This is a genomic window from Gracilibacillus massiliensis (assembly GCF_001458115.1).
GTDB classification, from domain to species: domain Bacteria; phylum Bacillota; class Bacilli; order Bacillales; family Amphibacillaceae; genus Gracilibacillus; species Gracilibacillus massiliensis.
In genome coordinates, this window is the sequence record NZ_CZRP01000013.1 from 905078 (window position 1) to 918431 (window position 13354).

7 protein-coding genes and 1 pseudogene are annotated in these 13354 nt (G+C 33.4%); all 8 read right to left on the reverse strand.

Features of this window, described 5'->3' with window-relative positions:
• Window positions 1–118: 118 nt before the first annotated feature.
• The 8 genes and pseudogenes from BN3107_RS16230 to BN3107_RS16265 all read right to left on the reverse strand — a co-directional run bounded on the left by BN3107_RS16230 (window position 119) and on the right by BN3107_RS16265 (window position 13353).
• Complete coding sequence (locus BN3107_RS16230; protein ID WP_058308669.1) at window positions 119–3112, reverse strand: glucosaminidase domain-containing protein; 2994 nt, start codon at window positions 3110–3112, stop codon at window positions 119–121.
• Window positions 3113–3115: 3 nt separating this feature from the next.
• Window positions 3116–4492, reverse strand: coding sequence for a hypothetical protein (locus BN3107_RS16235; RefSeq protein ID WP_058308670.1), 1377 nt, complete (start codon window positions 4490–4492; stop codon window positions 3116–3118).
• A gap of 125 nt (window positions 4493–4617) precedes the next feature.
• Window positions 4618–5400, reverse strand: a pseudogene (locus tag BN3107_RS16240) (ABC transporter ATP-binding protein); the annotation flags it as partial.
• Between the two features lie 16 nt (window positions 5401–5416).
• Window positions 5417–6235: an ABC transporter permease gene (locus tag BN3107_RS16245; protein ID WP_058308672.1), complete on the reverse strand. Its 819-nt coding sequence runs from the start codon at window positions 6233–6235 to the stop codon at window positions 5417–5419.
• 20 nt (window positions 6236–6255) lie between these two features.
• Entirely contained in the window at window positions 6256–7512 is a 1257-nt protein-coding gene (locus tag BN3107_RS16250; protein ID WP_058308673.1) for a nucleotide sugar dehydrogenase, read from the reverse strand.
• 26 nt (window positions 7513–7538) lie between these two features.
• Window positions 7539–8819 carry a glycosyltransferase gene (locus BN3107_RS16255; protein ID WP_231735375.1) on the reverse strand — a complete coding sequence of 427 codons (1281 nt, stop codon included), beginning with the start codon at window positions 8817–8819 and terminating at the stop codon, window positions 7539–7541.
• 13 nt (window positions 8820–8832) lie between these two features.
• Window positions 8833–10026 (reverse strand): glycosyltransferase family 4 protein, encoded by a 1194-nt coding sequence (locus BN3107_RS16260; RefSeq protein WP_058308674.1) that lies wholly within the window; start codon window positions 10024–10026, stop codon window positions 8833–8835.
• A 240-nt stretch (window positions 10027–10266) separates the two neighbouring features.
• Window positions 10267–13353: an efflux RND transporter permease subunit gene (locus tag BN3107_RS16265; RefSeq protein WP_058308675.1), complete on the reverse strand. Its 3087-nt coding sequence runs from the start codon at window positions 13351–13353 to the stop codon at window positions 10267–10269.
• Window position 13354: the final 1 nt, after the last annotated feature.

A 13354-nucleotide genomic window follows, 5' to 3' on the forward strand; every position in this document is an offset into this window, starting at 1 on the left:
TCCAATATTTTCTTTAATCAATCGGAATTATATCATAAAACTTTAGTCTAACACTACAAAATAGAATTTATTATACAAAAATTAATATCGAATCTAAAATAGATTCGATATTAAAATATTACTTATATGACGGAATTTCAAGGTGTAAGTTATAATTGTCTAACAAGCTATATGATTGGCTAATTCTACCGACTTGTTTATAAGCCCAACCGATATCAGTGGCGTATTGATGAGGTGATCTAGTCTCACCTACAAAATATCTAGGATTCCATTTCATTTTGTATAATGTATTTTGTCTATAGGTCGGACTTTTTATGAAATCTTCGCTAATAAATTCTGCACCACCTACTATTGCCTTATCAACAGTGTTCCAACCAGCATTATATGCATATTGGGCTCCACACTTCTTTGCACAGTTATCATATGCCCCAATGCCGTACATGTTGTAAACAGTAGCATCCGGTTTTTCATAAGAGGTGGCAAATCTTATTTGTATTTCTCCATTTTCTTTAATTGGATTCCCATATTTGTCTCTTTCCACCATTACAGGTATTCCTTTAGCTAGTGGGCTACTACCATTTCCAGTTTCTAATAATGCATGTGCTATTAAATATATTTCATTAATTCCAACTTGTCGTGCTGCTGTTGAAAATGCTGATGCCTTTCCTGTTAAAATCCCTTTATTAACAAGTGTTTTTGATAATTCCTTTACACTTATCCCTGTATATAAGTCTAATTTTAAAAATTGAAGGCGCTGAGCAGGCAGATCTTTAAAATTACTAGGATTCATATAATAATTCAGTTGATCTTTGTCTGCTTTCATCCATCCATAATAATTTTTATATGGATTTTTAATTTTATACCAATTATTATTCATTGAACTTGTCCCAATTATTTGGACTTTTGTTCCTGAACTTATCTTACCATAAGAATTACCTCCTGGAATATCTCTCACATGCAAACTTGTTGCAGATACAGTGCCAGTATCACCAGATTTTGCAATGTAATCCTTATGAACATACGCATAAGTGTGATCATCTGTTTGTGGATTGAGACTCAATTGACGATTCACTATGTCAGCAAAATTGATATTATATGTTTTATAGTCATACACATGTTTTGATACACCAGTTTCATATAAATAACCAATTCTTTCTCCAATAAGTACTCTATACCAACTGCCGACTTTATCTATTACTGGGACAATCGCCCCTTCTTCTATCCGACCGAATAAAATCATTCCACTTGAGTTGTCATAAACCTTCAAGCCATGACTAGCAATAAGTTGGGAACTTGAATTTTTTAAATTAACATTCCAGTTTTTTGCTGCAGTTCTAGAAGAAGGTTGAGTTGATTTGCTCCAGACATATCCAGTTCTATTTCCAAAATTAATTTCATGCCAATCACCTTTAGAACCAGTACGTTGATAAACTTGATTTATGGATAAATGACCAACTTTTTCAAGTGATCCGCTTATATTATGATAAACAGGTAAGTAATCGTTTTCCACCCTAAAGTATTCATCATTTGAATTAAAATTAAAATTGACCCATTCTTTGTATACATAACCATATCTATTTCCAAATGACACCTTAATCCAATTTCCTGCTATTATTTCATAAGGATATGTGACATTTTGATTAATTTGACCAATTGCTATCATCTCTCCTGAAGAATTATCATAAACAACAGCATGAGATGTTGTAGTAAATGTTCCAGCTATATTATTTGAATCTGAGTTTGGCTTGGCTTTATCTCTTGAAACTGGTACGGTATCATCTGACCACACAAACCCTGTTTTGTTACCGAATTGTATACCATGCCAATTTCCAGCTGTTCCTGTACGTTTATAAACTTCTCCATTTCTCATTTCACCAACTTTAACCAATTCCCCATTTTGACTCTCATAAACTGGTAAACTATAAACGTCTACTTTAAAATAGTTATCACTAGGAGTGAATTCTCTCTCGATACCATTTTGGTGTACATACCCTATTCTATTTACAAAATTTACTTTATACCAATTCCCTACTTTAGCTATAGCAGAGTATTCATTTCCTTCTACTATCATTCCGTACGGTTCCAATGATCCATTGCTATTATCATACACAACAGCATTATTATTGATATTAATACTAATATTCCCATAATCTGTTGAACTTGTAGAGTTACTTGGTAAACTTCCATTATAAGGTGTAGTAGATTCCTTCCATACATAACCCGATTTTTCACCATAATCTATTATGTGCCAATTTCCAAGCTCGCCCTGGATTTCATAAACTTGGTTTTGTCTAAGCTCTGCTTTCTTTATTAAAGTATTATTGTCACTTATATAAACTGGTAAACTATAAACATTCACTTTAAAGTAGTTCGCTTGGTTTTGTGACCACACGTCATTAGTCTGTTGCATCAATAAATTAGAAGAACTAGATTGGTTTACGTTTGAACTAACTACTTTTTCGGAAGAGTCTTTAGATTCTTCCTTATCTTGAAGCGAGTCTGTATTTTCTTTCGCTTCATCTACCTCAATATTTTCCTTAGAAACATCAGTGTCTTCCAAATTTGGGGACTCTTCAGTTATTTCAGAACTGTTACTCTTATTGCTATCTTCAAGTTGGTTATCATTACTAGATGTATTTTCTGTATTAGATTCTGCTTCATTAGGATTTTCTATTTTATATGGAAGATTACCAATTATTACATATTTATCTTGATCAAGATAATAGATGTTAAATTCTTTTGAATTCTCTATAGTAATTACTACGTCTCTAAAATTTAATTTGGAATCAACAGAAATCGTATCAACAGCACTTTCACTTTTCATTAACTTTTTAGCTAATTCAATAGATTCTTCAAACTCTGTGATATTATCCGCTTTGCTAACATTCAAATTATTAAGATTAATAGTTTCGTTACCAATAGAGGTATAATAAGTATTTTCTTCTTGATAAGCAACTATATAAGAGTCTTTAGGTATAGTATATTTCTCGACGCTTATTTCTTCTTTTAATTGATATAAAAAAGGGCCTTCATTCTGAGCTTCTATACTATGCGGCACAACAAAAAATAATACTGAAAACATCAACCAAAGTAAGATATTTTTTTTAATCACTATTTATAGTTCCCCCTTATGATTTACATTAATTGTACGACTAGATTTCGTAATAATTATCTTGTCTGAATCCCTTAAAAAAACTCTTACACGATAGGACCCACTCTCAGTTATAGGAATTTCAGACTGTTTCTCATTACTATATAGCACTTTTTTCAATACTATATTATCACAATACCAATAATATGCATACTCCAAATTTTGACCTATAGTTTCAATATTCACTTTTGCAGTGTTATTTTCGATAGTGAAATTCAATGCTGTAAGATACATTTCAGATATTTTTGGTATCTTTAAAATATTTGATAATTGAACTTTTATATAATCAGGTGCGAAGTATTGCAACTGGGAATGATCTACTCCTTCAATTAAATCATATTCATAGGGATAACCAATATCTTCTAAATATTCAATAAAAGGCTCTATATGCTTTTCTTTGCGTGAATCTTTTGTTCCTACCATTATTTTTAAATTCAGTTCTTGATTGGCTGTTGGAATTCGATAGATTAATGAATCCAAATATATCTTATCTGCTTCTGAATTACTTCCTAAGATATAATCTAACATTTCCGGGTGATATTTTTTAAGGAAACTACCTAAATATAATGAAGGCGCTAGCGTGATTATATTTCCAAAAGAGTATTTCATTCCAAAATATAATGCTGAATAACCTCCCTTCGAAGACCCAACTGATATAATATTTTTCATATTTATATTATTTTTAGAAGCAATATATAAAATTAAAGAGATAATTGAATTTTCAATACTAAAATTTTTTTCTCTACCAAGATAATAAGAACCTTTTGCACCAAAATCATCTAGTATGAATAATTTATTTGTGTTTATCTCTTTTAAGGTATCTACATAATTAAAATTATACGTATATTCTGCCGAGAAAGCCGAGAATACAACTATTAAGTTATCTTTAAGATTATTATCAGTAGCTTCTATATAATGATAACGTAAGTTATGATGTGTCTCAAAAGTTGTTTCGAATTTTTCCGGTGATTGTAATCTTTTATTTAGGAATTCTTTTTTTCTAAAGGTTAGTACTCCGCTAATATCACATCCATGTAAGATGATTATAACAGAGTTTTTCTTTTGGTAAATATTATCAAGATGAGAACTAGTAACGTGTATTTCAATTATTTTGTTATCATCTTTAAATATCTCAATCATATTGCCTCTAATATGAATATAATTGTTTTTATCATTAATCATTAAATTCAATTTCAAGTAATTTATTCCTTCAAGAAATAACTCGGTCGTTACGGTCCCATCATTTTTTTTTGTTATAAGATGGTTATCAATTTCTTTAGTATAATCCGTATCATTTAAACAAACAGTGTAATTCATATTAAAATCTTTTATAAAATTCATCTTCACACTCCTAATATTAATAAAATTGCTAATACGAGTGGAACTAATAAAATTGACATATTTTTGAATATGTTTAGATAATTGGATTTTGGTTTATCTATTTGGTTAATAATTTCAGTTTGAATTTGTTCGCTCAACATTTTTTTCTTATGTGTTTTCCTTTCATTGTTTGAAAGTTTATTAAACCATTTTGTAAAGCGAACATATTCATTGATTATTTCATTTGAATCTCCCATCATTTTAACCGAACCATAGTGAAGCCAAATAACTCTGTCACAGAACTCCCTCATTTGACTTGCAGAGTGACTTATAAAAAATATTGTTTTGCCCTTCTCTTTAAACTCTTCCATTTTATTTAGACATTTTTTTGTAAATGTAGAATCTCCTACTGATAAAGCTTCATCAATGATTAAAATATCAGGATCTGTATGGACAGAAATTGCAAATCCTAGTCTCGATTTCATTCCACTTGAATAATTTTTAACAGGTTGATTTATATAATCCCCAATGTCAGCGAATTCTAAGATCTCTGGAAACACGTTTTCAATCTCATTATGAGTTAGTCCATGCATCATACATTTTAATTTAATGTTCTCAGCACCTGTCAAACTTCCATTTAAACCTGCAGAAATTGCTATCAGAGAAGGCTCTCCTTTTAATTCTACTTTTCCTGAACTTTGCTGAATAACTCCACCTAAAATATTTGATACTGTTGACTTCCCAGATCCATTTAAACCAACAATTCCTATCGTTTCACCTGCATAGACCTCAAATGATACATTATTTACAGCTACAAAGTATTTGTTTGCAACTTTATTAGGTAATAGAAGTTTTGTAATTTTATCAGATTTTTTACTATACAGTTCAAAAATTTTCACAACATCTTTAAATACTACTTTTTTCTCCACATTAAGATCTCCTTGACTATAAATAATCTACAAAGTCTTTTCTGAATTTCAAATGAATCTTAGAGCCAAAGTAAAGAAGAACTATTGTTAATGACCAAAAATATAAATTATATACAACATCTTCATAAAACCATTCTCCGCCCAAAATAGAATTTCTAAATCCATCTATAATATAAAAAAACGGATTTAATTTAAGTATATTTTCTATAGTAGGTCCAAATCTATCAGTTATTAGACTTGTATCCCATAAAATTGGTGTTAGATAAAGTAACATTCTCATCATTGATTGAAGAAACATTTGATAATCTCTTACTAAAGTCGCTATGGTTGAACTAAGAAGCGAAAATGAAAATAAAAAAACATATAAACAAAATAGATAATAGAAAAATTGGAACATATATATTGAAAATTCCACATCATACAGAACAATTATAAACAAAAGAATACCAGTCATGATTAGATATTGAAATGAATTACTCACTAATTTTATTGTAGGCAACAAACTGACTGGAAAATTCATTTTTGATACAAGTCCAATTTTTTGGTGAACACTATTCGAACTTTGGATAATTGAAGGGCTAATAAAAAACCATGGTATTAGACCTATTATTAACCAAAGAAAAAACGGCGTACCATCTACATCATCCCCACCTCTCAATCCTAGGCCAAATACAAACCAATAGATTGTAATTTGGATTGCGGGACTTAAAAATTGCCAAAAAGCACCTAAATAGTGGATTTGATACATTCCCTTTATTTCAAAAGTTGCCATTCGATAAATTAAGTCCCAATTATTTGTTTGCTCTTTAAGAATTTGAACTACTGGATTCTTCATTTAAACAAGCTTCCTTTTTTTTACAAGAATTTATACAAATTCCCATAATTCATATAATTTATATCATCTGTATATTCTTTTACAACATTTTTCGTATCAAACACTTGCGGTGTATTCATTTTAGCATAATGATCACTCGTTAATTTTTTAAATTCACTATGATCTGATAAAACTAACACCAAGTCAGATCCATCTAAAGCTTTTTCTAAATCTTTTTCCACGAAACTTAATTGAACATGTGGATCAAATGCCACTACATCATACTGTGGTTTCGCATGTAATTCTTCATAGATATCCATAGCTGGACTTTCTCTAATATCGTCGACATTACCTTTGTAAGTTAAACCAAATACGGTGATTTTCTTACCATTATTTTTAGCTAATAGTTTCTCAACAGTTTCTACCACATATTCTGGCATAGAATTGTTAATTTCTCTTGATAAGTTAATCAATTTGGCCGACTCAGGTGCTTTAGCTATAATGAAATATGGATCAACTGCTAGGCAGTGTCCACCGACACCTGGCCCAGGCGTATGCAAGTTAACACGTGGATGTTTATTAGCCATTTCTATTACATCTAATGCATTGATCCCTAACTCGGTTGATACTTTAGCTAATTCATTAGCAAGCGCAATATTCACATCACGAAATGTATTTTCCATCAATTTTGACATTTCCGCTGTTTTCGCTTGTGTTTTGATGATCTCACCTTGAACAAACGTTTCGTAGACTTCAGCGCCTTTTTCCGTACAAGCATCTGTAATACCGCCAACAATTCGATTGTTATAGATTAACTCATGCATAATCTGTCCTGGTAACACACGCTCTGGACAGTGAACTAAATAAATATCTTCTCCGATCGTATATCCTGCTTCTTCTAATCTCGGCTTCACATTATCGTCCATTGTTCTAGGAGCAATCGTAGATTCTACAATAACAGTGTTCCCTTTTTCTAAATGTGGCAAGATGCTCTCTACTGCTGAAAGCACATAAGTTAGATCACATGATTTATGTTCATCATCATTATTTGGAGTTGGTACAGCAATAATGAAAGTATCTGCTTTTTCTGGTTGTAATTGTGCCTTGAAGTTTCCTTTTTCAATTACTTCTTCTAATGCATCTTGTAAGCCCGGCTCTTCTATATGGATTTTACCATTGTTTAATGAATCAATCACATTTTGACTAACATCTACCCCAACTACATCTACTCCATGTTTCGCAAACATAATAGATGTTGGTAACCCAATATATCCTAATCCTACTGTACATAATTTCATATTAGCACTTTCCTTTCATTCAGGTCTTAAAATTGTCGATAAACTTCTAGTAAATTAATTTGTTCCTTCTCCCAATTATACTGCTTTCTGGCAGGAATACAATTTTTGCTAAATTCCTCACGCTTGTCTGGATTATCTAACAAATAGTTAACACCTTTTGCTATTTCATCCGGTATATGAGGGTCAATCGTCACACCTATTTGATTTTCTTCGACTACTTTCTTTATTTCTGGAAAATCGCATGCGACAATAGGTACTTCAGCCATCATATATTCAAAAAGTTTATTTGAAGATGCCGAAAAATGGTTAAAACAAACATTATTTAATACTTGGAAGCCTAAATAGCCATTTCTAGTATATTTCGGCAATTCCTTTAATGGTACTTTCGGGATAAACTTAATTTTATCTTCTAAATTCTTTTCTTTTACCATTTTTTGTAGTTTGTCTTTTATTTTCCCATCACCGATAAACACTAACGTACCTTCTTTAAATTGTGGGAAGGCTTCAACGATATTTTCAAGGCCTCTTCCCATTTGAATACCACCTTGATATAACAAAATCTTTTCTTCTTTTGGTAAATCAAGTATATCATGTAAATCAACTGTATCCTTTTCTATACTTATTTCTTCTGTCGGATAATTGTGTAGTACATTTGGATAAAAACCATATAAATCTTCATTATACTTCGCTCGTGTGGCGTTTTCTACCATCATGGAATCCATTCGATTTATAAAAAATTTCTCGAATTTCTCATACCATGGACTATCATATCCTGTTCTACTTGTTTGTACTTCATGTGAATCATAAATAAGTGGTTTCTTATTGAATCTCCATTTAGCACTAACATATCCTTGTGGCATTGTATTTAAATCATTGGAATGGTATATATCATAATTACCCTTATGACCTTTCCACATCATTCTTAAGATTAAAGCTCCTCTAATCCATAGCACTCTTACTTTTGTTTTCAGCATAAGCACAGCTATCAGTGTTAAGGGTAATACAATCCAGGGTATTAAATATACTAAATAAGCCCAAATCAATGCAATCGGAATTAGTGGCCACTTTTTACCAAATGCAAACCGATATGCTCTTTGCATAAATAACAAAAGGCTTGGATAACGTTTCATACGGTAAACACGAAAATGATCATTTATCTCTTCATATTGTTCTATATTCGGATCATTTGGATCATCTATACAAATTAGCTCTACATCATAACCATTTTGAGACAAGGACGTACCTTCTCTCATTACACGCGCATCATTTGTAAAGTGATTCCAAACGAACATTCCTACTCGCTTCATCTCATAACCCTCTTCATTTAATAATATCGACCAACCTTTTTATATTATGCTCCCATAAAAAGTGTTGTGTAACAACATTGGTACAATTTCTTTGCAATTGCTCTAATATTACTGGATTTTCTCTAATCTCAAGTATCTTCTCTATTAATGGTAAAGCATCCACTGAATTGTAAACAAATCCTGTTTCATTTTCTTTTATTAAATCTGCTGCTATCCCTTTTACTCCAGCGATGATAGGTGTTTCACACGTCATATAATCCAGCACTTTACCAGGTAACACTGTTGTAAAGACCTCTTCATCATTTAAAAAGGCGATACTTAAGTCAGCATTTCTGATTAAATTTAAACTTTGCTTTCTAGTGGTAGGTTCATGCATTTCAACATATGTTAAGTGTTCTTGATCAATAAATTCTTTAAATTCAGTGGTTCTCATTCCATAACCAAGTACATCAAAATGGATTTGATGTTTATTTAATTCGCTTGCAACTTGTTTTAGTCTATCAATATCTTGTGCTAAACCTAAATTACCAGCATAGATTACTTTGAAATTGGTATGATTTAGCTTTTTTGCTTGTAATTCATCTTCTCGTGGTCCATTCGGCAAGTATATAATATCTTTTGGCTTCTTTAACTTTTCTTCGATATGTTTCTTGAAACCTTGACTGTTGATTACTATTATATCTGCCGTTCGGTACATCTTTTTTTCTAAAAAACGAAAAATATTAATAATCCATTTTTTATCGAAGCTTTTTACCCCAAGCAGGCTGTCTGGCCATAAGTCTCTCACTTCTAATATCAGTTTTGATCGAATTAGTTTTCTTCCTATTAATGCTGATAATACGATGAAAATAGGTGGAGTAGACACATATAAATAATCATAATCCTCTTTGCGTCTTTTCCATAACTCCAATATGAAACGATACATGATTTCTAAATAAAAAAAGAGTCTACTTAACAACTTATTTGTAAACTTCCTGCTCTTAATCGGTACTCTTGTAATCTTATCCTCTTGTTGATTAACATCCTCTTCGTCCCAAAACATTCGATCTTTATACATATTTTTATTAGGGTAGGATGGCTCTATTGTTAAAACTTCTACATCAATCTTTTCTTGCGATAATAATTGGAAGATATTTTTCATACGATTACCTGCACTCCCAATCGCAGGATAAAAATTCTGAGTTATTATTAAAACCTTCTTTTTCATTGGTCAATCTCCTATATTAAGAGGCACTCTATTATCTATCACAATATTACATTTTACGATAAATAATATCGTATGGCAATCAGCAAATCCAATATTACACAATTTGTAACAATTTTTCTTTTATCACAGGTGAATAGATGCTAACATCCTGATAAATTCCACTTAAAAAACTGCAATTGTTTTGAGCCTTACTTTAAACAAAACCCTGAGGTTAGTGACTGATAACCTCAGGGTTTATACTTATACTTCTTTCTCTTTCTTCGACTTCTTCCCAAACCATCCCTTCACACGCTCTGACAAGTTATCAAAATACGTATAAACAACAGGAATCAACACTAACGTGAACAGACTGGATACTGCTAAACCAAAGATAACGGTAATTGCCATTGGTTGTTGCATTTCGGCACCTTCGCCGTAACCTAGGGCTAGTGGTACCATCGCAAGGATCGTTGTCAAGGTTGTCATCAAAATTGGACGCATTCTTGTTTTTCCGGCTTCGACGATTGCTTCATGACGATCCATGCCACGTCTTCTTAGAATATTAATGTAATCGACAAGTACGATTGCATTGTTGACGACAATACCGGCGAGCATGATCACCCCAATGAAGGCTGTAATCGATAATGGTTGGCCTGTGATAAATAGTCCGCCAAACACACCGACTGCCGTTGCTGGCATCGAGAACATGATAATTAACGGGAACAAGAAATTCTCAAATTGTACTGCCATTACGGCATACACTAAGAATATTGATAAGATAAGTGCCAAGCTTAAGTCTGCAAAGGCCTCTGTCATATCTTCTGCTTGACCACCGATTGAGTAATCATAGTCCTCAGGGAAGTGCATCCCATCTAAGGCTGTTTCGACATTTGTTGAAACTGTTCCAAGATCCATACCCTCAATACCGGATGTGATATTCACTTGGCGTTGCTGATTCTGTCTTGTGATTGTTGCTGCACTTTGGACTTGTTCAAAATCAGCAATGGTTGTTAATGGTATCGATGTACCTTGTTGGTTTTGGATTCGGACATTTTCTAAATCGTTAATGGTTGTTCTTGAATCTTCCGGGTACATTAAAGTCACATTCATCTCATCACCATCTTCACGGTACTGCATCACCGTCTGACCGGTGAAACTAATTTGCACCTGGTTCATTACTTCTTGATAGGTCAATCCGTATTGTGCCGCTAATTCACGGTCAACTTGGATGTTCATCTCTGGCTGTGTATCTTCTAAAGAAGAAGTTGGGTTATAAATACCCTCTGTATCTTCTAACACTTGTAAGACTTGATCCGATAATTCTTGTAACACATCTGTTTCAGGTCCAGAGATTTGAATTTGAATCGGATCACCTAGGCCCCCTACACCGGAGCTCGCTTCTGTTACTGTAATATCAGCTCCAGGTATATCTTGCATGTCTTCATCTAATTGTTGGACAAAAGAGGCAGTCGTTTCTGATCGTTCATCCGCTGCTACTAACTGAATCTGATAGGATGCTGCTGATCCGCCTGACATCACTGCTTGTTCTGGGTTACTGCTTCCAACTGTTACATAACTCACATCAATGATATCATCATATTCAGCAAGTTTTTCATTTACTTTTTCTGTGATCGCAAGACGTTTTTCTTCATTTGTTCCAGTCGGTGTCTCAACCGTTATTCCTACTTGTCCCTGATCGCCTTCAGGAATAAAGGCAGTTCCGATAAAAGGTATTAACGCTAAACTACCAATAATCGCTGCAATTGTAATCGCGATCGTCGTTTTTCTTAGTTTTAATGCTTTTTCCAAGACGCGTTGATAACCTGCAATCAATTTGTTTAATACGCGATCAAACCAATAACGTCTGCCATGGTCTTCCATTGCTTTCGTTAATAGTTTTGACGATAACATCGGAATTAATGTAATCGAAACGGCTAACGATGCGACGAGTGCAAACGAAATCGTTAAGGCTAATGGGGTGAACAATTCGGATGCTATCCCATCAACAAAGACAATTGGTAAAAATACCACTAATGTCGTTGTCGTTGAAGCGATAACAGCAGGTGCTAATTCAGATGCCCCTTTAATTGCTGCTTCCTTCAATTTATAGCCTTGCTGCCTGTAGGAGACGATATTTTCGAGAATAACAATCGAACTGTCGACCATCATCCCGATACCGAGTGCAAGACCACCCATAGTTAATACGTTTAATGTCTCACCTGTAAAATACAACAGTACAAAGGTAGAGATAATCGCAATTGGAATCGATACACCAATTACCAATGTAGCTCTCACGCTTCGTAGGAATAAAAGTAATACAAGTAAGGCGAAAATCCCACCAAAAATCATATTCTGGATTACTGAATTAATGGATTGTTTAATAAATTCAGAAGTATCGACGACTACATCTAAGCTAACATCTGATGGTAAATCTTTGTTAAGATCTTCAACGGCAGCTAAAATATTATCAGAAACATCAACAGTATTTCCATCTGATTGTTTTAAGACACTTAAGACAACTGCTGATTCATTATTAACCAGTGTGGTGCCATTCTTTTGCAAGGTGTCATTCACTTCGGCAACATCCGATACTTTTACTTGTGCGCCCTGCGGTGTTTGAATAATCGTGTTGGCTATATCATCGACCGAATTAAAGGAACCATCAATTCTGAGCTGGAGATCTTGATCCCCGCGTTGAATCGAACCGGCTGAAGCAGATTGATTGGCTCCTGCTAATGCCTGTTGAATTAATTGTGTCGATACACCATATTGTGTCATGGCAGCTCGATCTAACTCCAGTTCAATCGCCCGCTCTTCTCCACCTTCAATACTAACAGATGCAACACCACTTTGACGTTCAAAATATGGTTGAACGGTATCCTCTGCTACTGATTGTAAGGTAGTTATATCACTACCAGTTAAGCCTACCCACATAATCGGCATCTGGTTAGGGTTGAATCTTAATACACTTGGATCATTCGCACCATCAGGCAAGAATCCTTTTACCTGATCGACACTTTCCCTTACTTCCAGGAGTGCATTATCCAAATTGGTACCATTTTCAAACATAATGATCACGAGGGATGATCCTGACTGGGATTGTGATTGAATCGAATTAACCCCTTCTATCGAGCTAAGTCCACCCTCCATTGGTTCTGATACTAATTTTTCGACTTCTTGAGGTGCTGCATCTGGATAGCTAGTCGCAACCACTGCAATTGGCAAGTCAATTTCAGGAAAAAGATCAATCGCTAAATTTCGAACTGAAATAACGCCCATTGCAATAATAGCGAGGACAATCATGATGACCCCGACTGGTCGTTTTACAGATGTATTGACTAGTTTCATG

What these genes read in the sequence shown, in the direction of transcription:
- BN3107_RS16235 (WP_058308670.1), bottom strand. Translation starts at nt 4,492, where the DNA reads ATGAATTTTATAAAAGATTTTAATATGAATTACACTGTTTGTTTAAAT.
- BN3107_RS16245 (WP_058308672.1), bottom strand. Translation starts at nt 6,235, where the DNA reads ATGAAGAATCCAGTAGTTCAAATTCTTAAAGAGCAAACAAATAATTGG.
- BN3107_RS16250 (WP_058308673.1), bottom strand. Translation starts at nt 7,512, where the DNA reads ATGAAATTATGTACAGTAGGATTAGGATATATTGGGTTACCAACATCT.
- BN3107_RS16255 (WP_231735375.1), bottom strand. Translation starts at nt 8,819, where the DNA reads ATGAAGCGAGTAGGAATGTTCGTTTGGAATCACTTTACAAATGATGCG.
- BN3107_RS16260 (WP_058308674.1), bottom strand. Translation starts at nt 10,026, where the DNA reads ATGAAAAAGAAGGTTTTAATAATAACTCAGAATTTTTATCCTGCGATT.
- BN3107_RS16265 (WP_058308675.1), bottom strand. Translation starts at nt 13,353, where the DNA reads ATGAAACTAGTCAATACATCTGTAAAACGACCAGTCGGGGTCATCATG.